At 52.8% G+C, this 25,936-nt stretch carries 24 protein-coding genes; 6 read left to right on the top strand and 18 right to left on the bottom strand.

The features are described 5' to 3' along the window. Window positions 1-74: 74 nt before the first annotated feature. From ACOQPU_RS27025 to ACOQPU_RS27015, 3 genes are all read right to left on the bottom strand, one after another. Entirely contained in the window at window positions 75-1,391 is a 1,317-nt protein-coding gene (locus tag ACOQPU_RS27025) for a hypothetical protein (RefSeq protein WP_420642933.1), read from the bottom strand. A gap of 90 nt (window positions 1,392-1,481) precedes the next feature. After that, on the bottom strand, window positions 1,482-2,123 hold the full coding sequence (locus ACOQPU_RS27020) for a hypothetical protein (RefSeq protein ID WP_420642932.1): 642 nt from the start codon (window positions 2,121-2,123) through the stop codon (window positions 1,482-1,484). Between the two features lie 115 nt (window positions 2,124-2,238). After that, window positions 2,239-2,568 carry a PadR family transcriptional regulator gene (locus tag ACOQPU_RS27015; protein ID WP_420642931.1) on the bottom strand — a complete coding sequence of 110 codons (330 nt, stop codon included), beginning with the start codon at window positions 2,566-2,568 and terminating at the stop codon, window positions 2,239-2,241. A 381-nt stretch (window positions 2,569-2,949) separates the two neighbouring features. On the opposite strand from ACOQPU_RS27015, the gene ACOQPU_RS27010 reads away from it, so the two are divergent. Next, a complete protein-coding gene (locus ACOQPU_RS27010; RefSeq protein ID WP_420645878.1) occupies window positions 2,950-4,380 on the top strand; it encodes a DUF5107 domain-containing protein in 1,431 nt (476 codons plus the stop codon). 16 nt (window positions 4,381-4,396) lie between these two features. Here the strand turns inward: ACOQPU_RS27010 and ACOQPU_RS27005 are convergent, their stop codons facing one another. Next, window positions 4,397-5,335, bottom strand: coding sequence for an LLM class F420-dependent oxidoreductase (locus ACOQPU_RS27005; RefSeq protein ID WP_420642930.1), 939 nt, complete (start codon window positions 5,333-5,335; stop codon window positions 4,397-4,399). A 15-nt stretch (window positions 5,336-5,350) separates the two neighbouring features. Then, on the bottom strand, window positions 5,351-5,737 hold the full coding sequence (locus ACOQPU_RS27000) for a MerR family transcriptional regulator (RefSeq protein WP_420642929.1): 387 nt from the start codon (window positions 5,735-5,737) through the stop codon (window positions 5,351-5,353). Window positions 5,738-5,852: 115 nt separating this feature from the next. Here ACOQPU_RS27000 and ACOQPU_RS26995 point away from each other — a divergent pair, with 115 nt between their 5' ends. Together ACOQPU_RS26995 and ACOQPU_RS26990 are read left to right on the top strand one after the other, a co-directional pair. After that, window positions 5,853-7,949, top strand: coding sequence for a GAF domain-containing sensor histidine kinase (locus ACOQPU_RS26995; RefSeq protein ID WP_420642928.1), 2,097 nt, complete (start codon window positions 5,853-5,855; stop codon window positions 7,947-7,949). A gap of 92 nt (window positions 7,950-8,041) precedes the next feature. Continuing rightward, entirely contained in the window at window positions 8,042-8,701 is a 660-nt protein-coding gene (locus tag ACOQPU_RS26990) for a response regulator (RefSeq protein WP_420642927.1), read from the top strand. 27 nt (window positions 8,702-8,728) lie between these two features. On the opposite strand, the gene ACOQPU_RS26985 is transcribed toward ACOQPU_RS26990, so the two are convergent. The 4 genes from ACOQPU_RS26985 to ACOQPU_RS26970 are packed head-to-tail and all read right to left on the bottom strand — an operon-like array spanning window position 8,729 to window position 12,051. Beyond that, window positions 8,729-9,070, bottom strand: a complete 342-nt coding sequence (locus ACOQPU_RS26985; protein ID WP_420642926.1) for a hypothetical protein — start codon at window positions 9,068-9,070, stop codon at window positions 8,729-8,731. Window positions 9,071-9,099: 29 nt separating this feature from the next. Beyond that, window positions 9,100-10,353 carry an NrfD/PsrC family molybdoenzyme membrane anchor subunit gene (nrfD, locus tag ACOQPU_RS26980; protein ID WP_420642925.1) on the bottom strand — a complete coding sequence of 418 codons (1,254 nt, stop codon included), beginning with the start codon at window positions 10,351-10,353 and terminating at the stop codon, window positions 9,100-9,102. Then, a complete protein-coding gene (gene dsrO / locus ACOQPU_RS26975; protein ID WP_420642924.1) occupies window positions 10,350-11,135 on the bottom strand; it encodes a sulfate reduction electron transfer complex DsrMKJOP subunit DsrO in 786 nt (261 codons plus the stop codon). The genes nrfD and dsrO overlap by 4 nt, the downstream gene beginning before the upstream one ends. Continuing rightward, a complete protein-coding gene (locus tag ACOQPU_RS26970; RefSeq protein WP_420642923.1) occupies window positions 11,122-12,051 on the bottom strand; it encodes a multiheme c-type cytochrome in 930 nt (309 codons plus the stop codon). Before ACOQPU_RS26970 ends, dsrO begins: the two co-directional genes overlap by 14 nt. Before the next feature lie 347 nt (window positions 12,052-12,398). Here ACOQPU_RS26970 and ACOQPU_RS26965 point away from each other — a divergent pair, with 347 nt between their 5' ends. Then, a complete protein-coding gene (locus ACOQPU_RS26965) occupies window positions 12,399-12,524 on the top strand; it encodes a hypothetical protein (RefSeq protein WP_420642922.1) in 126 nt (41 codons plus the stop codon). Window positions 12,525-12,643: 119 nt separating this feature from the next. Here ACOQPU_RS26965 and ACOQPU_RS26960 read toward each other — a convergent pair whose 3' ends face one another. Further along, window positions 12,644-12,853, bottom strand: coding sequence for a hypothetical protein (locus ACOQPU_RS26960; protein WP_420642921.1), 210 nt, complete (start codon window positions 12,851-12,853; stop codon window positions 12,644-12,646). Window positions 12,854-12,975: 122 nt separating this feature from the next. Here ACOQPU_RS26960 and ACOQPU_RS26955 point away from each other — a divergent pair, with 122 nt between their 5' ends. Beyond that, window positions 12,976-14,400, top strand: coding sequence for a LysM peptidoglycan-binding domain-containing protein (locus ACOQPU_RS26955; protein ID WP_420642920.1), 1,425 nt, complete (start codon window positions 12,976-12,978; stop codon window positions 14,398-14,400). Between the two features lie 48 nt (window positions 14,401-14,448). Here the strand turns inward: ACOQPU_RS26955 and ACOQPU_RS26950 are convergent, their stop codons facing one another. From ACOQPU_RS26950 to ACOQPU_RS26915, 8 genes are all read right to left on the bottom strand, one after another. Then, entirely contained in the window at window positions 14,449-15,078 is a 630-nt protein-coding gene (locus ACOQPU_RS26950; RefSeq protein WP_420642919.1) for an MBL fold metallo-hydrolase, read from the bottom strand. Window positions 15,079-15,092: 14 nt separating this feature from the next. Continuing rightward, entirely contained in the window at window positions 15,093-16,406 is a 1,314-nt protein-coding gene (locus tag ACOQPU_RS26945; RefSeq protein WP_420642918.1) for a hypothetical protein, read from the bottom strand. Further along, window positions 16,403-17,608 carry a CaiB/BaiF CoA transferase family protein gene (locus ACOQPU_RS26940; RefSeq protein WP_420642917.1) on the bottom strand — a complete coding sequence of 402 codons (1,206 nt, stop codon included), beginning with the start codon at window positions 17,606-17,608 and terminating at the stop codon, window positions 16,403-16,405. Before ACOQPU_RS26940 ends, ACOQPU_RS26945 begins: the two co-directional genes overlap by 4 nt. Before the next feature lie 67 nt (window positions 17,609-17,675). Continuing rightward, window positions 17,676-18,071, bottom strand: coding sequence for a response regulator (locus ACOQPU_RS26935; RefSeq protein WP_420642916.1), 396 nt, complete (start codon window positions 18,069-18,071; stop codon window positions 17,676-17,678). A gap of 107 nt (window positions 18,072-18,178) precedes the next feature. After that, window positions 18,179-20,008: a histidine kinase N-terminal 7TM domain-containing protein gene (locus ACOQPU_RS26930; protein WP_420642915.1), complete on the bottom strand. Its 1,830-nt coding sequence runs from the start codon at window positions 20,006-20,008 to the stop codon at window positions 18,179-18,181. A gap of 59 nt (window positions 20,009-20,067) precedes the next feature. Beyond that, entirely contained in the window at window positions 20,068-23,094 is a 3,027-nt protein-coding gene (locus ACOQPU_RS26925) for a methyltransferase domain-containing protein (RefSeq protein ID WP_420642914.1), read from the bottom strand. Between the two features lie 38 nt (window positions 23,095-23,132). Next, window positions 23,133-24,350 carry a glycosyltransferase family 4 protein gene (locus ACOQPU_RS26920; RefSeq protein ID WP_420642913.1) on the bottom strand — a complete coding sequence of 406 codons (1,218 nt, stop codon included), beginning with the start codon at window positions 24,348-24,350 and terminating at the stop codon, window positions 23,133-23,135. Window positions 24,351-24,390: 40 nt separating this feature from the next. Next, complete coding sequence (locus ACOQPU_RS26915) at window positions 24,391-25,434, bottom strand: lysylphosphatidylglycerol synthase transmembrane domain-containing protein (RefSeq protein ID WP_420642912.1); 1,044 nt, start codon at window positions 25,432-25,434, stop codon at window positions 24,391-24,393. A 170-nt stretch (window positions 25,435-25,604) separates the two neighbouring features. On the opposite strand from ACOQPU_RS26915, the gene ACOQPU_RS26910 reads away from it, so the two are divergent. Further along, window positions 25,605-25,931: a cupin gene (locus tag ACOQPU_RS26910; RefSeq protein WP_420642911.1), complete on the top strand. Its 327-nt coding sequence runs from the start codon at window positions 25,605-25,607 to the stop codon at window positions 25,929-25,931. Window positions 25,932-25,936: the final 5 nt, after the last annotated feature.

Raw genomic sequence — 25,936 nt, 5'->3', positions numbered from 1 at the left:
TTCAAAATACCGTCAGCAAAGATGAAGGTAAGGGCGGGTGGCGTAACGGCCGTTACCATCTACTGGCTGAGCAACTATTCGGTCGAACAACAGCCTTCAAGCTCATACCAGGCCATTACCCGCCCTATCATCCCTGGAAAGGCCCCTTCCGGCACATGTACCCATCCATCCGCAACTTTAATGAAGAAAGAGCCACCACCGTAATATCCCTTGGGTGCTGTAGACTTACCATCAGGGCGAAAATCTCCATAAACGTTGGCACCAACAAACCAGACGTGAGGAAGACGGCCGTCTTGATAGTTAGGTTTGGCGTCAAGAATATCTATTCGCTCTATTTCATACTCGCCCGAATCTCTCATTATTTTAGCCGTCATGGCCTCTTCAGGCGTATTATAAATGCCATCTGCCTTTGCCAAAGTTAGCTGCCCCACAGTCCATACCAAAGGAGCGACCAGACAAAAAAGTATAAAAGCGAGAACGCTGGCTGTTACCCGCACACTTTTTGGTTTTCTTTTTGCCTGTGACTTATTGGTAAGTGGAATGCTTGTCGTGATAGGCTCAGACACAGTTACTCTAGTTTGTTGCAAAAGCAGGAAAAGTACGCCCCCCGTGATTATCGCTGGCAATGTGATTAAAAAGACGAATTCAAGGATGGAGGCAGCAGGTTGTATGACAAGCAAGATGAGGCTGCTGTAGCCACTGACGCTGGCAACGATCCACCAGCTTGGCTTTGTTACCATTTGTCGCAAGACTCGATACTGAAACAGCCCGACAATAACGCCACTGATAACGAATATGCTCCCGGCCGTAATCAATTCGTTGCCAGAATGTCCCAAACTTTCAACAATCAACCAGCTTAAGTATGCAAGAAGCCCTGCTACTAACCAACCCAGGATAGTTGCCAACCCCCATGATGTTCCATGACGCAAATATCTCCGGAGTAAAAGCCACTGAAGGGTTCCAGTTACGAGGGCAAACCCGAGTGTCAAAGTTGGTAATTGCACGTATTGGGCGGTTGTCCACTTTTGATACGGAACGAAAATACCGTTAACGGTGATAACAATTGCTAGCATAAGCAACGCTGCTAGAGGAAAGCTCAATATATGTAATACAATCCACGAAGGCCAAATACGCCAATCTGCTTTCCGATGCATGACTACCTCCCTGTAAGCAAATTCGCTCTTGTATGCTACCGCTAGGCCAGATGGTAAATCCACCAGTTCCTTCACGTAAAGACGCACCAATGCGCTGGCTCCCTGATGATACGTGTCGGCAACAGAATCTGCGAAAATGGACATCATCTCCTCCCCAAATTCATCACGAAAACTGGCTGGGTATAAACGCAGCATGCCGGTATATAAGCGAACAAAAAATCGCGCAGCCAAGCTCATGGCATCACACTAACTTTATCCTCCGGGTGCCTCCAAGGACCTAAAAAGCCCAACAATAACAGCCCCAAAACGGCCGTTCGCAAACCCCATTCATGCTCGTTCATCCAACTCATTTTGCTCTCCTGAAAACCAGACCAAAACAAGACCCGTGCCCGCAGCCGCAAAAAAGACGGGAAACAATGTGGACAGCAACGGTGTGTTGCTAACGGCAAGCACATCCCGCAAAAGGAAAGCCGCTAGCTGAGGCAAAAACATGCCCACTGACCAGGCCATCACGTTCACCACAATCCACACCAGAATACGACCTTGTCTGGGTCTCCAGGCAATTGCCTGACAACAGCCTAACGCGAGACCCAGCAGCGCGCCGCCAATGAGCGGATCCCATTCAAGGATTGGCGTTCCGGGCGGGCTAAAAACGAGGTAGCGATCACGCAGTGCCGCCCAAAGCAGCGCATATAGCCCAAGTCCAAACCCAAGGAGCGAGGCAGTTGTCCATTCATACCAAATAATCGGAAATCTTTGCCTGAGTAAAGCCCACTGTGCGCCTCCTAATCCACCACCGAGGATGCAAAAGGCGAGAAGAGTGAGAAGATTGGAGGTCGTAAAAATACTAGGAGTAGTTGCTAGGCCAATCCATGCTGCCCAACCGACTATGTTGACGCCAATCCACAGAAAGAAGAAAACAGTGTTGCCCATTGTAGGTTGAACTTGCACTGGCATCGTTTTATTCATTTTCAGTCCTATAGTTGATTCTACTCATAGCCGTGAAACGGCCGTTCCCTTCACCTTGCCACACCTGGTAAGATTCCACGCCGCCGGCAAAGATGCGGTCATTATTGGAATTTGTTTATGCGCTAGAAACAGACGTGCGTTGCTGAGCTGCCACCACAAGGCTTTGCAATCGTGCAGTTTCAGCGTCTAGGAAGCGCTGGCCTAACTCCGTTAGCCGATATAATTTGCGTTCACGCCCCGCAATCACGGTATCGTCCAGGCGTTCAATCCACTCTTGTTCAAGTAACCTTTTTAGCGCACCATAAAGTGTGCCGGTACTCATTTGTACTCGAGAATTACTCAAGGTTTCTACATCCTTCATGATGGCATACCCATGCCTGGGTTTAGGAAGCAGGCTTAATAAAATAAGAAATGTTGCTTCCCTCAAGGGTTGATTTTGTTCCATAATTACTTTATATTCTGGATGATGTGTAGCTTGCCAATATGTCGTTAGGCTACACATTAACAATATCAATACTTTCTGTCAAGGGGGCTTGTCTAATTTATCAAATTATCGGGTTATTCATAGACATTTTGACGCGGTGCGTTGATACTGTGGCATGTGCTTCGTTAATCGTTTGAAGTGTACCCGTTTGGGCAGCCTGTTGCAGAACTTTCCGCCAAAGTGGGTATGCACGGAGGTAGTGAGATGCATGCCGGGCGGAGCAAATCCCAGTTTGTGAAACAATTTAACGCAAAGGCGCATGCAATCCTGGATTGCCGGCGCAGAGAAAAAAGTGCGAAATCTGCTGTTTTTCCATTTGTGCTTGGTTTAAGTTTGTTTGTAGTGTTACTGTTGGCGGCGCAGTCGTCTGCGGATTCGGTAGCGGTGGCGCAGGTCGGCGGGATGCCGGAGCCGATGGCTTATCTGCCGCTCGTTTTGCGGGATGGGATGCCTGTAACGCCAACGCCGCCGCCCATTGAGCCGGGAGCGCCCTGGCTTGAGCAGGGGACGATTACGATTTCATCGTACCAGTATGACCATCCAGAATGCGTGATTGCCACTGCGCCGGGGGATTTTGTGTATCCGTACCCACGCCTCAACCATGATTGCGTCTTTCAAAAGCCGCTGATTGACCGTACGTTTATCGCGATTACATTGCACAACAGCTATGTCGCAGTAACCGTTTTGCCAGAGCTGGGTGGAAGGCTTTACCGCTGGCAAGATAAGGTGACGGGTCGCCAACTGCTGTATGCCAATCCGGTGCTGAAGCCGACGGCGTGGGGGTGGCGCGGCTGGTGGCTGGCCAGCGGTGGCATCGAGTGGGCCTTCCCCACCGATGAGCACGGGTTGAATGAATATCGCCCCTGGGATTTTACGACCGAGGTGTTGAGCGATACCGTGTCTATCACCGTGAGCGATGTAGAGGATCAGACGGGAATGACGGTGGGGGTAACGATTTCGCTGAACGGCGATCACAATTACATGACGCTGGAGCCGTTTGTGGTGAACGACACGGCCGTCTCCCACAGCTACCAATATTGGCTCAATGCCATGATCGCCCTGGGTGATAACACCACCAATGATACGACCGAGTTCATCATCCCGGCGACCCAGGTGCAGGTACATTCCCGTGACGCGAATGCCGATTATCTGCCCAACGCTGGGGAATGGATGAACTGGCCGGAGCATAACGGCCGTTTCTTCCACATTTACGGCGACTGGACCCATTATTTCGGCTTCTTTGCGCCGAACTTGAGCGCAGGCTTCACCGGCGTCTATGACCACACCACCCAGCAAGGCATTGTGCGCGTCTTTGATGAAACACAAATGCCCGGCAATAAATTCTTCGGCCCCGCCAATCTGGAACCACATCTGTACACCAACGACGATAGCGTCTACGTGGAGATGTGGAGCAGCGGCGTCACGCCCGACTTCTGGACGTACGTCTCGCTGGATGCAGGACAAAGCAAGCAATGGTTGGAGCGTTGGTATCCAGTTCACAATCTGGGCAGCTTTGACATGGCCAATGAGTTTGGCGCACTGCGACTGGATGAAACGTCTACTGGGGCAGAGATTGGTTTGCAGGTAACGGCCGTTACCTCCGGCACGCTTACTTTGTTGGTTGATGGCACCCACGCTGTTAGCTGGCCCGGCCCATTTTTGCCTGATCAGCCAGTTGAAATTGTGTGGGAACGGCCGTTTGGCCTCACGAGTGACATTTCCATACAGCTTCGCGACGAATTAGATCAGGCCTTGCTGAGCTATACACCTTAAGCTGCTTATTTCTATCCTACGCCATCGCATGAACGGCTGGCAGTACATCTGTGGCTAAAATTTCCAACGAATCCATCCGCTCGACTTCTGGAATGTTGACAATGATATGATCGACGCCAACTTCTCTTAAGTTGCCAAAATAATCTATTAATTTTTGAGCCGAATCCCCCTGACTGTTTCGGGTTGGTTTGATAGTGCCTAAAACAGTAAATTCAATATCCCGAGGATTACGATTCAATCGGGCACAATGATCGTTTAAGACAGCCCATTTTTGCCTTAGGTGGGGCAGGCTGTTTTGGTACCGTTCATAATGCCATTCTCCCCAGGCAGGATCGGTAGCACCAAAATAAAAATTACAGGCATTGGCGTACTGGGCAACCAATCTCAGGCCTTTTTTCTCCCCTTCTGACCCAATCAAAATGGGAGGATGGGGTGTTTGCAGAGGCTGAGGGTGGTTCATAGGATTGGCTAGCTGATAATGCTGCCCCTCAAAAGGAGAAAGATCATCTTGCCACATATGGTGAATAATTTGTAATGCCTCTTCTAGTTGTTCAAACCGAGTGGCGATTGGTGGGAATGGCACGCCAAGTCCCACAGCTTCTTCCTTGTACCACGCCGCCCCAAGCCCCAGATAGGCTCGTCCTTTAGACAAAACATCTAAAGTAGAGATGGTTTTGGCCAGGATGCCAGGGTAGCGATAGAGGTAGCCTGTTACCAGGGTGCCAATTTTTATCTGTTGGGTAAGGGCGGCCAGATAAGCTAGCGTGGTGTACCCTTCCAGCATAGGTGCAGATGGCTCGCCCGATGCGCCCCCCATTTGAAAAAAGTGATCCATAACCCAAAGCGAATCAAAATTAGCCTGATCGGCAAATTGGGCAATTTTGCTTAGCTGTGAGCCGATGTTTTGCGGGCTTCCAGGCCAATCAAATCGAATAATTTGTAAACCAAGTTTCATCCTTTCCTCCAGAAATTATTGAGACGACTCTGAGGCGGCAAGAGCTGCAATCTGTTCATGATACCAATCAATTTTATCGTCGATACGATCATATTGTTGCTGAAGCGAGTCGATTTTTGCCTTGAGAGCGACACGATGCTTTTCTAACAGGTAGCAACGGGCTTGTTCGGTTCCATCCATGTAGCATAGATCAACATACCGTTTAAGTTGTTGAATCGGCATGCCGCCTTCTCTTAGGCAGATTATGAAGTCGATCCAGGCTAAATCTTGCTCATTGTATCGTCGGTGCCCGTTCGGCAACCGTTGAATATTTTGAAGTAAACCGGCTTCTTCATAGTAGCGCAATGTTGCCACCGTGGTGCCACTCATTTGAGCAGCTTGTTTGATTGTGTATTGTTTCATGAGGGTATTATAAAACCTCAAGTACGCTTGAGGTCAAGCGATTATGACAAATATCATTCGCTATTGATGTGCTTGGCTACTGTTGAAATTATGATTAACCAGATACTGTATCATTATGCAGACATGGGCGTCATTTTTTGAGCAAAATCTTACCCTTATCTATTTTCTTTACGGACTGGCCTTCTTCTGCCTGGGGCTGCTTGTCTGGATTGAGTCCGGGCGGGCTTCTCAATTTAGGCTGGCGCAGGCAATGGGCCCGCTGGCGGGCTTTGGCCTGGTGCATGGCCTGCATGAATGGTTTGAGATGTTTCAGGGCATGGGTGCCAGCGGTGCCGCCAACATCCCCGCTTGGCTGCTTTTGGAGGAGGTGCGGCTGGCGCACCTGGTCATTTCTTTTGCCTTGCTGGTGGTCTTTGGCATTCGTCTCATCTATCTTTCTCGCCGGGATGAATCCCGCTATGAACAACTTTCTGCTTACCTGGCTGCCAGCGGGCTGCTGGGGATTTGGGGCTTGAGCTTGCTGCTCACCAACTGGATTTATCAGCCCGCCCCCGATGAATTTATTGCTGCCGCCGATGCGCTGTCCCGCTACATTTTGGGGATGCCGGGAGCCATATTGGCGGCCTGGGCCATTGTGCTGGAGCAGCGCACCTTCCGGCGATTAGAAATGCCAGACACGGGTCGAGATTTGCTGCGGGCAGCATTGGCACTCTTTATTTACGGCGTCTTTGGGCAAGCCTTCCCCAAGGCCAGCTTCTTGTTTCCGGCCAATGTGGTTAATGCCACGCTGTTTGCCCAGCTGTTTGGCATTCCCATTCAGCTATTCCGCCTGGCGATGGCGGCACTGATTGCCATTTTTATTGTGCGCGCGCTGCGGGCGTTTGAAATTGAACGAAAGCGTAATCTGGCCCAGGCCAACGAAGCGCGGCTGGCGGCACAGGAAGAGGCGTTGGCTATTCAAGCGCACAGTCGGCGGGAAACAGAAAAATTGAATGCAGCATTGCAAACGGCCGTTCATGACCTCACCCTTCTTTTTGACCTTTCCCGTACCTTGGCGGCCACCCTCAACAGAGAGGTACTGCTCAATGAGGCAGTCAAGAAAATTTGTGAAAGCCTACCGTATATACAAACCAGCCTCATTATTTTGCGCGATGGGCCGGACCAGCCGCTTCGTTGCCAAACGCAGGCTGGTTATAATGATTTGCCTCAACGCGGCACGTCCAACTGCCATGAGGGGCAGATCTTAGTGGCACACACGCTGCACACGGGGCAGCCTGCCATTTTTGTCGATGGGCAGCCCCAGTCGCTGCAAGTAGAGGCAAACGAGCTGACAGATGACGATACATTACTGCCATCAGGCAACTGTTTGCTGGGCTTCCCGTTAGGCGACGTGAATGCGGTATGTGGTGGCTTGGTGTTAGGGCTTGCCCCGAAGATGACGCACCTGCGCCAGCGGGATTTGCATCTGCTAGAGGCAGTCGCCAGTCAGCTCACTATCGCCATTGAAAACGCCACCCGCTACGGCGAGTCGCAGGCGCGCGAGACGCTGCGCGGTGAACTGCTGCATCAGGTGGTGTCGGCGCAGGAGCGGGAGCGACAGCGGATTGCCCGTGAACTGCACGATGGCACGGGGCAGGCACTGACCGCCTTGGGGCTGGGCTTTGCCGCCGCCAGCGAAAACGTACAGCACAATCCGCAACTGGCGGCCACGCAGCTCACGGAGCTAAAAACAATGAGTACCCAGGCGTTGCAGGAGCTGCGGGATTTGATTCAGGATTTACGGCCGTCTCTCCTCGATGATCTCGGTTTGGTGCCAGCTCTGAAAAGCCAGGTGCAGCTTTTTGCCGAGCGTTCCGGGGTGCAGGCAGAATTTGTGCTGAACGGCCGTCGCCAGCGCGTCCAGCCAGAAATTGAAACCATTCTCTTCCGCATTGCCCAGGAAGCATTGAACAACGTCGCCAAACATGCTGATGCCCAGCAGGTTACGGTCACGATTGGCTTTACCGACACGATGCTCAACTTGGAAGTGCATGACGACGGCTGCGGTTTTGAACCGAAACCCATTTTTGAAGCGTCAGATGGGAACCGCCAGGTGTGGGGGCTGCTGGGGATGCAAGAGCGGGTGGCCCTGGTGGGTGGCAGTTGCGTGGTACATTCACAGCCGGGGCAGGGTACGGCCGTTCAGGTCACCATTCCGATTACGGCCGTGTAATTTTTATCCACAGATTAGCCAGATTAACCAGATTTTTTTGTGCCAATCTGTGAAAATCTGCGTTAATCTGCGGATCTTTTATGGAGGCAAGGATGCCTAAAATTAAGGTGCTTTTGGCCGATGACCATGCGGTTGTGCGTTCTGGGCTGCGAATGCTGCTGGACGCCCAGCCAGACATCGAAATCGTCAGCGAGGCGGAATCTGGGGCAGAGGCATTGGCTCAGGTGCAACAATGCCAGCCAGACATCATCCTGATGGATATTCAGATGCCCGACATGAACGGCATCGAGGCCACGCGGCAAATAAAAGCGTTGGAGGGAGATACGGCCGTCCTAGCCCTCACCATGCACGAAGACGACCAATACTTTTTTGAGATGTTGCAAGCAGGGGCCTCCGGCTACCTGCCCAAACGCGCCGCGCCAGATGAACTGGTACAGGCCATTCGCACCGTCAGCCGTGGCGATGTGTTCCTCTATCCATCACTAGCGACGCGACTGGTGCAAAGTTACCTTAGCGGGGGGAGTGGTGGCGATTCAATCACGCTAGTTAGCGATTTAACCCCCCGTGAGCAAGAGGTGTTGGTACTCATTGCCGAGGGGCTGACCAACCCTGAAATTGCGGAGAAACTGGTGATTAGCGTCAAAACGGTGGATCGGCACCGAGAAAATATTATGCGCAAACTCAACTTGCACAGCCGGATTGAGTTGGTGAAGTACGCCTTGCGGCATGGATTAATTGCATTAGAGGAGTAGAAACGCTGCAAGGCAACGTCTCTACTCTCAGGCAAAGGAGGGACTCTCTTTATAAATGGGACAGGTTAGGCAATCATCTGGCAAATTGTCCTCAGCACGGGTGCGCAACAGCCAACAGGGTGTTATCTGTTTTTTGAAGCCAGGGCATTCGTCTCGCAATTCCTTTTGGCATTGGATGTAGGCCCAGCAGCGGGTCGGTTTTTGTTTGGCGACGCCTGCACTGAGCGGAGTCGAACTGGCCGCTTCCGCCTCCCACCGATCCACCAGCCAATTCATCACATACCCAATGCCCAATACCAACACCAGTGGCACCAGGCAGCGCAGCGCAAACAGGAGTATCATCGTGAATGTTGCTTGTGTTCCGTTCATGATTTGAAATCTCGCTCTGTAGCCAACTGTCAATCCGTTGGCAAAGGGACTGGTTTGACAATGGCTGGCTCAACGGCCGTTTCTGGCAATGAGCTGTGGTCCACGATGCCCAAATAGCGTGCGCCAAGCGTAAAGCCTAGCAGTCCATAGGCGATCACGCCCAAACCCACCAAAATCTCCACCATGGCTGGACGGTAGGCGGTGTACAGCGGCTCAATTTGGGTCGGCAACACGGTAAACGCCACTAGCTGCCCCACAATGTTGATGTCCCAACGGTAAGCAACCAATCCGCCCACAGTGAATGCCAATGCCAGTAGGTGCAGCCGAGGCTGTCGCCGCAGCCGTCCACTCACCAAAATCACGGCCGGAATCAAGATGCCTAGCAGCAGTTCACCCAGCCAAAAGTTGAAGGCCAACGCCCCGCTGGTGAGGATGTGCAATCCCTCGGTACGGCCCGGCTCTAGCGTGTACTCCATCCCCAGGGTGTCCCAAAAGCGCAGGTACAGGTAGCCAAACAGCATCCAGCCGATAACCTGCGATACTTTGTCTAAAATGTCGTCGCGCACGTTGGCCCGTTCAGAGAAGAGCGCGGCCAGCTTGGAGGCCAGCACGGTTAAGGCCAAGCCGCCAATCACCGCTGAGACGATGAACAGGATAGCCAGGCTGGGCTTGTACCAGATGGGGCGTGCCTTGAGCACGCCGTAGGTGGCCCCTAATGAGGATTGGTGCAATAGTGAAAAGCCGAGGCCAAAAATCGCCAAAATCGGGGCAAATTTGTGCAGATTGTGCAGCCGATGGGACAGACTGGGCCAGCGGGCTTTGAACCATCCAGCATTGCCAAAGATGGGCAGCACCTCTAGCAGCAGCACCGTAAAGTAAAGCACCACGCACATCGTCACTTCCCACAGCGGAGAATGGATATTCCAGAAGACGATGGCGTGCCAAAAGCGGTCGGGGCGGCCAATGTCCATGAGCAGGCAAAGCATGGCCATGCTGTAACCAAGAAAGCCGATGAAAACAGCCGTTCGGGCCAACGGTTGCAGCTTTTTCCAACCGAACAGGTAAACGGCCGCTGAAAGCGTAAACGCCCCTGCACTCAGAGCAATAGCGGAAAGATCAATGCCAATCCACAAGCCCCACGGCACTAAATCGGTTAGGTTAGTAACGACCAGGCCATTGATAAACACGGTAATCCCCGCCACCAGTCCAGCCAACATGAGAACGGCCAGCAAAATGACCCACAAAGGAAAGACAGCGCGATGCAACCTGATTTTCGGATTCATGAGACACCTTCCTCAAGTAGTTCTTCGCGTCGGGCGGGCAGGTAGTACACGCGTGGATTTGTGCCTAAATCCTGCCGCAGCTGCACTGCTGGATATTTGGCTAATGCTTCACTAACTGGTGAATTTGGGTCGTTCAAATCGCCGAACAGCCGCGCCCCGACGGGGCAAGCCGCGACGCAAGCAGGCGTCGCTTGGCGATCAACGCCGGGCATCAGCCCTTCGGCCAGGCCTCGGTCAATGCGATGGAAGCAGAAAGTGCATTTTTCGGCTACCCCGCGCGGGCGACGCGCTACTTCGGGTTCGCCCCATTCGGGGACGGCCGTATTTTCACCGGTATATGTGTCCCAATTGAAGGTGCGCGCCCCGTAAGGGCAGGCCAACTGGCAGTAGCGGCAGCCAATGCACTTGTCGTAATCCATCATCACAATGCCGTCGGGGCGATGGAAGGTAGCCCCCACCGGACAAATATCTACGCATGGTGCGTTTTCGCAGTGCATGCACGGCACCGGAGCATACACCGCTTCACCGTTGATTGGCTCCAGCTCGATCATCCGGTTCCAGGGTGCGTCTTCGCGGGTGTCGTTGTGAGCCTGACAGGCCAGGCTGCACTCGCCGCAGCCCACGCATTTGGCCTGGTCGATGACCATCGCCCAGCGATACGGACTGCTCCCTGGCGCCTCGGTTATGGGATTCCCTTTGGCGGCGATGGTGATGGTGGAAACGGCCGTTCCCACTGCGGCCAGCTTAATAAAATCACGTCGTCCAACTTTACTGTCCATCATGACCTCCGACTTTCTCGGCGCGCAGTTTTGCTTGCCATTTTTCCAGCCACGGGGAGCCAACCAGACCAAACGCCATGCCAATCAGGGCAGCTAAAATTGCAAAGTTATAGGGGCTGCTGGGCGAGGGTTGGGCGGTTGAAATTTTGTCTTGGGATTCCACAGTATCAGCAGGCAAAATGCTAGCTTCCATCATGACTGCATTGCCCATCGTCTGAGCAAGGTTGCTTCCCGGCATGTGCATTTCCTCATTGTGGCAGTCGGTACACGTTTCTGAGCCGATGGAAAACGTGTGGCTGATTTGGCTGTGGCCGTTGCCCAACGGCTCGCTCTTGGCAGCCAAATGGCAATCGGTGCAAAGCAGCCCTTCCTCTGCATGGGCAGTGAAGGTAAAGAAATGCGTTTCTTCTTTGTGGCAGGTGCGACAGGTGTCCTGCATACTGCCCACCCGCAGCGCATTGGAATGTGGATTGTGGCAGCGAGCGCAGGTTAGCTCCTCCTGCCCGTGTTCGCTGGTTTCCCACTCAGCAAAAGTATCTACGTGACAGCTGCCACAGAGGCGGGACGAGATGTCAGTTTGCATGATTTTTTGCGGATGTTCCGCTGGGTTGGAGGGATGGCACGTTTCGCAGGCGATGCCTTCTTTGTCATAGCTGCCGGTAGCTGCGCTGTAGCCAGTGGTGTGGCAAGCCAGGCATTCTGGCTCATTATCTGCCTCTGCCCAAGCTGCCAAAAAGCTCTCGGCGATGCTAGCGTGGCCGTGAACGCTGTTTTCCCATTGGGCCGTAACAGCTTCATGGCATTCGCCACAATCGTCTGAGCCATACGCTTCCGGGTCCGTCTGTGCCTGGGTTGCCGCAAAAGTAGCAAAGCCCAAAATCAGTGCGAAAGTCACCCCTATCAAAACTCTTTTGAACATAGGATGCTCCTGTAAGGTTCGTGAAACGAAAAAATAACCAAAAGAACGCTTGTCAATAGTGTAGAAAACGGGGGTGGCGGCGTAAATCAGGTGTGCAGCGTATTTTGGCATGGTGCAAACGCCCCACGCCAAAATGGGGTGTTTTGGGTGGGCTTGAGGGATTTTGGGTAATTGGCCCGGCTTCTGAGGGATTTGTTCTGTTTTGGGTAGGTTTATGGGGGATTTACCCCAATAAAAGATGGCGTAGTTGCCGAATAGACGGCCGTTCCCCAAATAATTATCATGGTCTCATATCGAATTGGCATTTGGCATCGTGGCCTCATTTGAGGTGATGGTGCAGGAGGTGTATGATGAACTTAGGAACGGCCGTACTTATTTTGCTACTACTTTTTGCAATCCGCTTCATGATTCCTTTCAGTGTAATCATGCTCATCAGATGGTACAACGATCAGGTGGCGGTGAATGCTGCCTGATCTGTTTCAAAGACGAGAGCTTTTCACTACAAAGCGGCCGTTTCCCTGGGAGACTTGGTGGGAAACGGCCGCCTCTCTTTGCCAAAATTACGGTGGTCACGCCCCGCAAGTGATGGCTATCAGGTGAAGCCGCCGCTGTCGGCGATGTGCTGGCACTGGTCACAGGCGAGGATGAACAAGCCATCAAACGCCAGCGTGCCTTCGCCACAGTGCGTACAAACGTCGCCCGGTTTGGGCTGGGGTTGTGCGCATCTTTCTTCCCCTGATTTGCGCCACCAGTAACGGCCGTTTGCGTTACTTTCCTCTATTTTTTCTCTGACTTGACTCATTTGCTGCTCCCTAAAACCGTTATGAGTGATGCCGATCGTCACTGGCAGCAGCCCATCCGGCTTGGTATAATGCCGCGCTCTGAGGCATTAATCGTGAATTATGCCACAGATGCGAAAAAATAATGAGTGAATCTGCTGACTTCCCCCTCTCGCCGCAGGAACGGCGCTGCCCCTCTTGCGATACAGTTGCTGCTGCTGACGCGACTCTCTGCTTGATGTGTGGCACCAAGCTAGAACCTGCTGATACTCCACAGGAAGCGATTGAAGAGCAACCTGCTGCTGCGGAGCCACCTTCAATCTCTGAGCCAGAATCAGAGCTAGAAGCAGAAACGGTTGCTTCCGCAACACTTGATGCAAGTGCACCCTCATCCTTAGAAACCACAGTAGATATTCCCACCTTCAAGCGGGTTGCGCCTGTGCCTACAACGGCCGTTTCCGACGCGCCTGAACTGGTTGAATCTGTGATGCGTGAAAGGCAAACGCCATTGGTTTTGGGGCTAACGGCCGTCTTTTTTGCCATTACTCTGGTTGTGGGTGGGCTCATCTTGCAATATCAGGGTGACGAAGTGAGCATGGTCATTGCCCCGTCCGTAACGCCTATCCCCGCCACCGTAACGTTTACGCCTACCTGGACACCGCTGCCCACCGAAACCAGCCCGCCAACGCTAACTCCCAGCATCACACCTACGCCAGCCCCTACCGACACACCCCGTCCGCCGCGCTTCCACACCGTGAGCAGTGGTGAGACGCTCATTGGCATTTCGCTCATTTACCGCATTGAGCCAGAAGCGATTGCTGCCGCCAATGGTCTTTCGGCCAGCACACAGGTGCAGGTAGAGCAGGAGCTAAATATTCCCTGGCCCACGCCCACGCCACCGCTGCAAATTATTGCCGCCGAGATTAATGGGGAGACAGTGTTGGTAGACCCCACCGGCTGCGATTTGTATCAAGTGCAAGGGGGAGATTCTATTGTGGGGATTGCCAGCCGTTTTGGGGTTCCCTTTGATTTGTTGGCCGAGGTGAACCGAATCGCCGATCCTTCCTTGCTGCAGCCAGGTGACCCGGTTTGCATTCCAGAGGTTATTTACGGGCAGTCCTTGCCTCCAACGCCTGGTCCGTCCCCCACGCCGACCAATACGCTGCCCCCGCCAGGGCCGCAGCTTCTGTACCCAGTGGCTGGCACGGTTGTTGAGTCACTTTCGCAAGAGATTGTGCTGCAATGGACGGCCGTAAAGCCATTGGCCGAATCAGAAATGTACATGGTAGAGTTGGCCAACATCGATGATTTGGATGGCCTGCCCCGGCGCGGCTTTACACGCGATACTGCCTTTCGTGTCCCATCAGAATGGCGGCCCACCACACCAGAGCTATTCCAGATGCGCTGGCGGGTGAGCATTGTCCAGGTGACTGATACTCGCTCGGACGGCTTGCCAATTTATACTTTTGGTGGCTCCAGCAGTGCCGATGCCTTCTTCATCTGGCAGGGTGCTGTCCCAACGGCGACTCCCACACCAACCCAAACCCCAACAATCACGCCAACTCCGTAATGGGAGAAGTCCAACTTTTGCCAAAAGTTGAACTTCTGAATGACCTACTTACTGCAAAAACGGATTCCACTGTTTCTCTTGCCCAATGGTGGTGGCGGGGCCGTGGCCGGACAGAACGGCCGTATCATCGGGCAGCACCAACAGCTTTTCGCGAATATTTTTCATCAGGGTGGGGTGGTCACAGCCAGGGAAGTCTGTCCGCCCGATGCTGCGCTGGAATAAGACATCCCCATCAAAAATGACGTTGTGTTCACGCACATAAAAACTTAAATGTCCCGGCGCGTGTCCTGGGGTAAACAACACCTCAAATTTGAGATTCCCAACCTCAACCACATCACCTTCCACCAGCATGTGCGTTGGCTTTGGCGGAGTAGGCATGGGTAAGTTGTAGCTGGCTGCTGCTTTGGGGGCGTGGGCCAGCATTTCCAGCGCATCGGGGTGGCTATAGATCGGGGCTTTGGTTTCTTCTGCCAGTTCCGCCAAGCCGCCGACGTGGTCAAAGTGGGTGTGGGTGAGCAAAATGTGGGTGATCACGTAGCCGCGTTCGCTGGCCATAACCGCAATGCGACGGCCGTCCCAAGAGGGGTCGATGACGGCCACTTCCATCGTCTCGTCACAGGCAACCAAATAGCAGTTGGTTTGCAAAGGGCCAAGCGGAAGTTGCAAAATTTCAATCATAGGGTTTCCTCAAGTTAAATACTTCGCGTAGTCACTTTGGGGCTCAGGACAGGCCAAAGCTGCTGTGCTCGCCAGCCCAAATAAATAATCTCCGCCAACACCGCCAGTGACAGAGCCACAGCGGCAGTAGGCAAACCGGGCTGTTGTCCCGCCAGCCCCGCAGCTAATACCACAATGGTGATAAACATGTTGACGACCATTGCCACATTGACCGCTGTTGTTTTACGGCCGTTTATCAGCACCCCGCGCAGCCACATACTAATCACCGTCAGCGCCGGGAAGGGCAAAAAGTAAATGAGGCTGCTTTCTGCCAATCCACCAACCTCGGCCGTCATGTCCTGGACGCCAAAAAGGTACAGCCGCGCCAGTGGGCTAAAGGTAAACAGAGCCACTGCCACGGCTACCACACCAGCCAGCGTTAGGCTAAAGCGGCGAATGGGCTGATACGTGGTTGGCCCTTTGGTGAGGGCAATAACCGCTTCTGGCAACGCAAGCGAAGCAGCGCGGGCCATCAGCATAATTTGGAACACAACAGGCCACGCTGCCAATGATTCGGTGGGCCGATCCAATCGTGCCAGACTAAATGTGACCAGCGGCTGAACCAGCAGAATAATCACAGAAGTTCCCGCCAGCGGCAGATGGAACCAAAAAAGATCGCGGTAGGTGAGGGGCGGGGATACGGCTGGTTGCTCAGCAGAGAGTTCATTTTGCAGTAACGGCCGTACCGCCCAAGTGGCATAAATGGCTTCAGCAATCACCCCCAGCATCAGCGCGGTGGCACCGTTGACGACGCCGGGCCAGTTGGTGAAGCTGGCCATCACAATAACTGATCCACCGGAAGCGAGTAGGCGAATCGCCGTGCCCCAGGCCATTTTGCGGGGTTGGTTAAAGCCAATGAGCACCCCTTGCAAAAAGCGTCGCCAGGCAATGGCTGCGCTCCACAGCGTCATGATTTGCATACCAGGGCGCACCCATTGGGCCACAGGTTCCGGGGTACCTAGCCAGCGCAACACGACCAGATCAAACACAGGGGTGAAGGCGATAAGGATGGTAACGGCCGTTAGTAAAATCATCCAATGCACCGTAAAGCGGCGCACTTGTAAAAAGGAGGCACGATCTTTCACCAGGGCAGTGGAGGTAGCCAGCAAATTGATAATCGGGCTTTCGATAGTGACGGAAAGACTCACCACAATGCCCTGCGCTGCCAACATGATAACTTCGTTGGGCAGGCGATTAATTGCTGCGCTGACGATGGGGCCTTCGGCCGTCATGAGCAGCCAGCTCGCAAACAGCGGCAGCCAGAACCAGAAAATGTCACGTTGTTTCATCGTTGGCCAGCCACCACATTTTGCGCAAAAAGCACATCGATCTCTGACTTCGTATAGCCAATCTGGCCCAGAATTTCATCACTATGCCAACCAAGCGGCACACCGCTAAACGGGTAGCTTGGTGCATGATCAGAAAGTTTGATGGGTGAAGCGATTTGCTTTTGCCTGCCGCCAGCCTGGTTTGGGAGCTCAACAATCATATTGCGTGCCTGGGTTTGCGGGTCGTTGAGTGCCTCGGCTGTAGTTAAAACAGGCTCCACGCAGACGTCCAGCGCGGCAAAAATGGTGCGCCAGGCTGCCAACGATTTGCCCTGAATTGCTTGCCGAATTTCTGCCTTGAAGCGTTGCTGATTGGCAATGTCGTAATCCATGCCAGGGGCGATCAAATCGTCACGCTCAATAGCGCGGCAGAACCCTTGCCAAAATTTGGGTTCCAATGAGCCGACGGCCAGGTAACGGCCGTCTGCCGTTTCGTAAATATCGTAATAGGTGCCACCGTTAAGTAATTCGCCTTCAAGGGCTGGATTTTCACCACCGACGAGCAGCTTGCTAGCACCTAGCGCATTCCAGGCCAAGGTGCCGTCAAACATGCTAATGTCTAGCTGGCCTCCCTCCCCACTTTGCATACGCCGAATTACGGCTGCCAGCAGGCCAATGGCCAGATGCAGCGACCCTGCGCCGATGTCGGCCACCTGGGTGGGGAGTGGTGGGGGCGGGGCAGATTGGGATTTACGGCCGTAAAAACTTAGCAAGCCAGACAGTGCTAAATAGTTCAGATCGTGCCCTGCTCGGTCTTTATACGGCCCTGTTTGGCCATAGCCCGTAAGCGAACAAAAGATGAGCTGCGGACACTGTTCCTTGAGTTGGGCATACCCCACGCCCAGCCGATCCATCACCCCAGGCCGAAACTGCTCTACGATGATGTTGTATCCTTGTTCTACGACCAATTTTTGCACGATTTCAACAGCTACTGGCTCTTTGAGGTTCAATCCCAGGCTGCGTTTGCCTCGGTTAAGCAGAGCATGCTGCGCTGATTGGCCATCTTCACCGTGCGGCGGCAGTTGGCGAGCCAAATCTGGGCGATTGGGTGCTTCGATGCGAATGATATCTGCACCTAGATCAGCTAGCATCATAGTGGCATATGGGCCGGGAAGGAGCGTGGAAAAATCGAGAATTTTGAGTTGATTGAGTGGTGCTGTCATGCTACCCAATCATACCTCTGTTGGGAGCGTGGGGCATCCGATTGCCAGGGGTTAGGTGCACGGCCGTTTAGATAGCCGTGGTGCGCTTGTTTGTTTGCAAAAAGCGGGAGCTTAAGTCTCGTAATTGCTTAAAGCTGATGGGTTTAAGCAATACAAGGTCTGCATCTTCACGCAAATCTTCGACTGTGCGATAGTCGGCTGTGGCTAAAATGACGCGGGTGTGGGTTAAACGGCCGTCTGCCCGAATTGCCCGTAATATTTCTCTGCCAGAAACACCGGGCAGATGCAAATCAAGCACAACAATGTCCGGCACAATTTTGGCTAGCAGTGCAATCGCTTCGGTACCGTCCTCAACGGTTTTGGTTTCATATCCAGATAGCTCCAAAGCGCGTGCAAAAATGTGAATCAGATCAGGATCATCTTCAATGATCAGAGAAACAGGCTTCTTTTCAACTTCAGACATTATTATAATTCTCTTTTGACAAGGAGTTACGCATTTACCCTCACCAGACTACAAAAGTCTGGGGTCAAAGGATGTTAATTCCAGAAGGAATAAGACTTTTGTAGTCTTCATTGCGTAAGTCCTGTTGACAACAGTTTGGTGTGAACAGGTAAGGTGACCAAAAACGTACTGCCTGCCCCCTGTTCACTCTCTACACAAATTTTACCACCTAATGCGGTTGTTAGCTCTTTTGCAATGGTTAAACCCAACCCCACACCACTTTGGCCCTGCGTCATGCTGTCTTGCAATTGGTAGAAGGGCTGAAAAATAGTCTCAAACTCTTTTTGGGGGATGCCTTTGCCCGTATCAGTAACAGCCATTTGCCAATGAGCGTCATCTGCCATCGTAACGGCGACGGTTACTTGCCCTTTGTTAGTGAATTTAACCGCATTGGTACACAAGTTGATCAGGATTTGCTGAAGGCGCAAGGCGTTGCTGTTAATGCGCGCAGGTACATTTGGAGCCACATCGATGTTAAAGTCGAGATTTTTAGCCGTTGCTATAGGCTGAATGCGATGGTGTGCCTGCTCCAACATGTCGGCCAAATCAAATTCATACAGTTCCACTTTTAGCTTACCGCTCTCAAGATGGGGAAGGTCGAGCAAACCTTTGATTTGCTCGTTAAGATACCCACTATTTTCGATGATGCGGCTAAGCGAAGTTTTTTGATTCTCCGTGACGGAACCATAAACGCCCTCTTGCAGCATTTCGGCATGGCCAAGGATGACCCCCAGCGGCGTACGGAGTTCATGACTTACTTTTGCCAGCAGATCGCCTTTGGCTTTGTTAGCTTGCTCGGCAGCTTCTCGCGCTTCCTGAGCCTCGGTAAAAAGCTCTTGTAGTTCGCGGTTGCGCTGCCGGATTCTGGCTTCGGCAGCTTTCCGGCGGCTGATGTTGTGCAAGATGAGGATGCGAGCGCGTGGATGGGGGCTGGTGATGTGTAACGGCCGTATCCGCACGTTAAAATGCTGCCACAATCCCTCTTGCTCGATGCTGATCTCCTCATCGACTTCAAGGCCGTCATAAGCGACTATTTTTTTTGCCAAGGCAGAGGTCAACTGCCCGAGCTTTTGGCCAATGATGCGCTCATTCTCTTGTCCCAACAGCCGTTTACCAGCTTCATTGATGTCCAAAACGCGATTCTCTAAATCTATCAAGGCAATGCCGTCGGGCATCCCTTCTACCACCATGCGTCGGGCAATTGGCACAATGTCAAACAAATCTAGGCGTGCTACGCCCCAGGCGATGAGCAGCGCACTCACGGCAAAAGAAAATGGTGTCAGGTCGAATTGGGGGATGGGGCTATTGCCAGAGATATAGAGTAGGTTGCCCAGCAATGGCGTGGCTGCTGCCAAAATGAGAATGGCTGATTGCCAGCGATAGAAGTGTGGATACCGTCTGATGACGCGCAAAAATAAGCCAATCCCGCCAATAATGAGCAGATAAGAGTAGGTTGAATGCACCCAAAACCAGCCGCCGTAGTTGTTGGAGAGCATGGGCATCACGCCACTTTCATCTAGCAAATTTTGTGTCCACAAAAGCCCATGCTGCTCATTGGTAAAGGCCAGAATGATGGTAATGACGGGCACAATAGAGAGCAAGCCTGTTAGGGATTTGAGATTTTTCAGGTTCAGGTTGAGAAACTGATAGGCAAACAAGAACCAGGCAACTGAGGTAAAACTGATGCCGATGTACTGAATTTTTGCCCAAAGCACCTTGCTGTCTAGGCCAAAGACGCTTAGCTCAATAGCATAGCCAATTAGCCAAATGGAAACGGCCGTTGCTAAACCCAAAAATGACAGAATCCAATGGGCACTATGCCGTCTGGGCCAGGTGATAACGGCCGTTGTCATCAAAACAACCGCGCCGATGGCCAATGTAATGATTGCGAAGTTCATAAAGGCTACTCTAGTAAAAAAAACCTTGCCCTCACTGTTAAAAAATAGAACAAGTTTCGTCAAGGCTGGAATTTGTAGATGGTGAACAAGGGGGCGGCGTACTGACCATCAATTTGTTGTTGGCTGCCACCGGGAAATTGTGCTGCTACCGTGACCAACTCCGCCGCCCGTTGCGGTAGGAAGATGAAGATTTGATTGGTTGTGGGCGCCAACGGCCGTTCCGCCTCGGCCGACTCTACATTGAATAGGTTAGCCCCTGCCTGAAAATCGGTCAATAGGAAAGGCAGGGTAGGAAAATCAATGTAGAGTACCGGCGGGCCGTACAGGTAGGCTGTCCATTCCCCCTCTAAATCGTTCAGGTAATTGGCTAATTCAAAAGCAACTTCCGTGTTGGTGTCGGCAAATTGATTTTTGTTGGGGAAACGGCCGTAATAAAAGGCCACATCATTCAAAGCAAAAAGCAGCGTTAATGTTAGCAAAACCAGCCCGGCGCGGGCGACTGGTGTGCGCCAATTACGGAAAGACACTTGCCAACGGCCAACATCTGGGGCAGCTTCATCTGAGGCTTGCAGAGTGGCCATAATGAGATTCCCCAGCGTCATGAGCGTGCTTGCCGCCAGCAACGCTAGCGCAGGCGCGGCCATTAACAGCCGGTGGCTCTGCGGCGACTCGATGAGCAACATGCCGGCCACAATTACGGTGCCGAGTGGCCAGAGTAGCAGCAGCCGATGTTCATTTTGCCGCAAACGAAACAGTGCCAGCAATATGCCTAGTGCCATCAGCACGGCCGGGCCAAAGCTAAGCAGGGGCACCAACGGCCGATAGGCAGGGCTGTTGTCGGGGATGCCGTTGAAGGCAAGTGCTGACTGCCAAAATTGCTGCCAAAGAACGGCCGTTTGGGTCATGCCCGTTCTTGCGACTTCATCGGCCAGCCAGTTGGTTTGGTCCGGCAGAATACCCAGCACGTTGGCCCGTTCCATAAAAATAGTAGGATTATTGTTGTAAAAGAGCAGAAGCGGCAGAGCCACTACCAGGGCCATGCCCAACGCTGTCAGCAAATGCCACGCCTGCTCCTGCATCTTTTTGCGGTCAAGCAACAGCGTTAGCAAAAACCAGGCAAGCAAGATGATTGGCAAGACGCGGGAGCTGATAAACGCATAGGCATTCAGCCCAACAAACAGCCCAGCCCACAGCCAAACGGTGCGTTGATGTGGGGCAGTGGACGGCCGTTGCCAAGCCATCCCAATCGTTCCCAACGCCAGCAGCACCAGCAGCCCATCCCAAATATTGGTCATGCCCAGACGACTGTAATGCAGGTGGTAGTGCGAGCCGAGCAGCAAGATGGCGGCGAGCAGCCCCGTGAAGTTACCAAAGAGGCGCTTGCCAAAAAGATAGGTGGCCGTGACGGTGGCCGCCCCCACAAACGGTGAAACAAGCCGCACGGCCAGGGTCGTTGGCCCTAAAATGGAGATTGGCAATGCCATAATGTAGAGAGGCAGCGTAGGATTGGTCAGCCACGCGGTGCCAAACGGATTTTGTAGCTGTCCCCGAATAACTTCCAGGCTGTTCAGCCCCAGGCTGGCCTCGATGCCGTTGAGCATGAACGGATTTTGACTGAGATTCACGAGCCGTACAACCAGCGCAACAAGGAAGAGGGCAACGGCCGTGGCGACTGTGCGACGAGAAATAAACAAACTATCAATATCCAACTGGTTGTCACGCCAGGCGTAAAAACTAAGTCCCATGCCGCCCAGCCATAGACCAATTGCCAGCAACGGCCGTTCACTCCCGGAAGTTCCCACAGCACTTTGCGCCAGCAACGCCAACAACAAAGCCAATAAAAAGAACCAGCGGCGACGGGGAATTTGTCTCAGACGTGGCAACGTCCAACGTCTTTCACGCGGCAAACGTTCCGGACGGCTGCGCCACAAAAGAGCCAATAGGGACAGTCCGGCATATAAAAACCAGAGCCTACCCCCAGCAATGTTGGGCGGATCGCCTGTTAAAGCAAGCTGCCCCATCATGCCTGCAAGCAAACTAATAATGCCCAACAATATATTGATCCAGTTTGTGCTGGGCCTTTCGTCGTAAGGCTCAGCTTCGATTGTTGATTGCTCAACTGGGGGAATAGCTACTGAGGCAGCTTTTGTTTCTGGCTCTGACAATACTTCTGGTTGGGTCGGAATGGGTTGCTGGCTGGCAACGGCCGTTTCCAGTTCCTCAATTGTGAAGGGGTTGGCCGGAGGCAGCTGTACGGGGATTGGGCCATTGGCCTGCTTCCGGGCGACGATGAGCAGGTAAGTGCCATCTTCAGAGAACGGTTCGTCGTAGAACGGCCGTAGCCATCTTTCCGTGCGGCGCAGGCTGCTTTCCCACGGGGCAACAATCCAATGCCCGGTCAGCGCGTGCATAATTGCCGATGGAGCCCCTTGAACATGTCCCCATTCCAACGCCCGTAACGCTTTTTTGCTGAAGTAATATTGCCATCGCTCAATGCCGAAACCAGCAGTCGCCAGTCGTTCAGCCCACACTTCTGCTGAATCGGTGTGAGCATGGCGAGCAATGCGATTGAAAAATTGGCGGTACGAATCTGCTAATCCTGGCAACCCTAGCCGTTCCAGAAAGGCTGCGCCGCCCAGCTGTTTGGTGAAGTTGTGGCTGGGCATGGTGATAAGGAAACGGCCGTTCATTTGCATCACCCGGTTTGTTTCGTTTAGCACGGGCTGAATATCGGGAATATGCTCCAAGACGGAGTTACTAAATGCACTGGCAAAGTGGCCATCGGGGTAAGGGAGCTGGTCCCCCATTGCTTGCAAGGCCAAATCATACATCTCCGATTTTTGCGCTTTTTTCAGCGGATTCCACCAGGGATCAATGCCAGCTTCAATCCTTCGCTGAAACACCATCTGGCTGAAATGACCATCACCACAGCCAACGTCCAGCGTAGGGCCGGGCAAATCGACCGCAAAGTAGAATCTGGCCTCCACGGCACGTAAAATGGCACGGAAAGCGGGGATGGTTTTTAGCTGACGCCAGAGCAGGTCATCTTGGGTATTTGCGGCTAGAAATTCACTGTTTTCGTTCACAAGTTTGGTATTATCCGCAGGTTGGTTTTAAGTTATTGTCAGTAGCTATCGCGCATGGCTCGGAGTTTATCATAGGCAGCCGGTTCAACCGTTTTGCCAATGAGCTTGCCACGCTGCAATTTTTGGAAGAGCCGCACATAGGCTTGGGCGGTCTCGTCGGGCAAAAAGGTGTTGCCAATGAGTTGGGCATCGCGCTGGTAGGCGGTTTTATTCCGCAAAATATTGATGATGGCTTGGGCGAGGGCAGTGTGGTCGGAAACGGCCGTAACTTCCCCCATGCCCGTCATTGTCACCGGCTGGCGAACGCCCGGTAAGGCACAAGCTGCTACCGGCACGCCATTTTGCATTGCTTCAATTTGCACCAAACCAAAGCTCTCCGTGCTGTTCAGGCTAGGTACACACAGGCAATCCAGGGAGTTGTAAAACGCGCTAAGTTCCGCCCCTTCAATGTTGCCCAACAAATGGTAATGGGATTTATGTTTCTCAAACAGTGGGGCCAGCCGTGCTGCATATGCTTCCTCGCCAATGATGTTTTGGTATTCGCCTGCGTGCAAAACGCGCACATTTGGGAACGCTTCCTGCACGATTGGCAATGCTTCCAGCAATACGCCAACGCCCTTTTCTGCCGCCAATCGGCAAATAATGCCCACGACCGGCTCGTCCTGCAAATGGTGCTTGGTTCGGAAGGCCTGCACATCTGCCTCACGGTAATCCGGCAGCTCCACGGGAGGTGGAATAATGTGTAGCTTATTGTCCAAAAACTGGGACAAAAATGGCGAGTGAACCCCATAATCCCGCGTATAGGTGACCACGGCATCAGCTAGCTGGCCCGCAAGCTGGTTCATTGACCCCACTACCCGATCTACCAGCCGATTGAACGCACCTTGCGGTAACTGCAAATCGCAATGGTAGGTGAGTACAACTGGCTTACCCAAAATACGGCCGCGCATCGCCACGCCGGGTGCGTCAAATTGGGGCAGGTGCAGGTGCAAAATATCTGCCTGCTGAGCCAATTTCCAGGCCATAGGGCCAAAGCCGGGCATCAGCACGCCTTTACTCACGCGAGCAGCAACCGGCACGCGGACCACTTTCACACCCTCAATGACATCATAGTTGGGCAAATTGGGATCATACTGCGAGGTAAGCACGGTCACGTCGTGTCCCTGACGAGCCAACGCTTTGCTCAACCGCTCTACGTAAATGGTCAGTCCACTCACCCAAGGGCGATAATAGGTTAAGACTTCAACAATTTTCATATTGCTCCTGAAATATGTACACAGGCAATTTCATAGTGGCTTAACTTTCAATTTTGCTGAGATCGCCATCCTCCACTGTTTGGCGGCGACGCATAAAGCGTTGGGTGGTTTCAATAACGCTACCGAAAGTAGCTCCGGTACTGGCCAGCCCAATGAGACCCAATATGACCATGCTGATTAAATTTAGTGCGTGATAAACCACGGCAAATCCCCCGGCTGCGCCATCCGATTGGCCGAGGGCGAGCATTGCGGCCGTTACGCCAATGTGAAAAACGCCAATTTGCCCAGGTGAAGAAGGCAGCGCAATGCTCAAGGCGGCGGCACACACCACAAAACTGGCACCCAGCAAGGAAACATTTCCGCCAACGGCTAATATGCCCCAACGGTAAGCAAACAAGATGGGAATCCAAACCGCAATGCTAAAAAAAACAAGAGCGACGCTATCTTTGAGGCGAGTTAAGCTACCCAAGCCGTCGAGCAGTTCGTTCATACGGCCGATCCACTGCTCAGTGTTTAAAAAAGGGATGCGGTTGAGAACGGCCGTTCCCCACCGAGTTGCCAGCTTGCGCTGATTGGCCGCTACAATCAGTGCCCCAATGGCTATCACCGCCACAATGCCAGAGGCACGAGCCCCATCTTGCATCCAGGGCGGCAAGCTAGCCACTTCCGCCAGCGTAAATGGCAGCAACGCCACAATAAACATCATGTCCAGAATGCGCTCGACTACCATTGTAGACAGCCCTCTAGCCAGCGTAATTGGCGGCACATTGCCAATCAGCACCGCCCGCGCCACGTCCCCCAGGCGAAATGGCAGCACCATATTAAACATATACCCAATATTCTGGATGTGGAATGTTTGTGACCAGGAAATCTCGTTGGCCAACATGTAGCGCCAGCGGATTGCTCGAATGAGCATAAAAGCGAGAATGGCCAACGCACTCCAGCCAATCAGTGAAACCTCTGCCTGGCGCAAAGAATCCACGATTTCAGCGGGGTCAATCAACAGCAAAATGAGGGCAATTGAAAGCGCACTGACGGCGATGCCAATCCACAATTGACGGCGATTTTGACCAGAACTTTCCATAGTTGCGGGATTATAACAAGAACCAAACAGCTTCGCATAAAAGCGGAGCAAGACTTATCGCCCAGTACACCAGTGCAATTGTGCACCTGGTAAATATTTCGTACCCTTTATGCAAACCTTATCATTCCACGCATGTACCACGTAGTAACGGTCATGGAGGAGACCGGTAGATGAAAACCCACATTATTCATATTCAAAAATGGGCACAACCTCAAGCCCCCTCTGAGCTAGAACTTTATCAGCAAATGGCACAAGAAGGTTTACAGCCATACAAATGGATTAGCAACCCCCAGGATGTTTTTCCCGCCCATGATCATCCGTTTGAGAAAGTGATCATGGTTGTCGAAGGTTCTATAACCTTTGGCTTTCCGATTGAAGGGGAACCCACCACACTTTATCCAGGTGACCGGCTAGATCTGCCCTCTGGCGTAATGCACAACGCTGTGGCGGGCAAAAATGGCGTGGTATGTCTGGAGGCCCAACGTTCGGTAAAATAACGCCT

The sequence above is a fragment of the Candidatus Leptofilum sp. genome (assembly GCF_965223285.1).
In the GTDB taxonomy this organism is placed as follows: Bacteria; Chloroflexota; Anaerolineae; order Promineifilales; family Promineifilaceae; genus Leptofilum.
The sequence above is the reverse complement of the archived record's forward strand: the minus strand, read 5'-3'. Positions and strand labels throughout refer to the sequence as shown.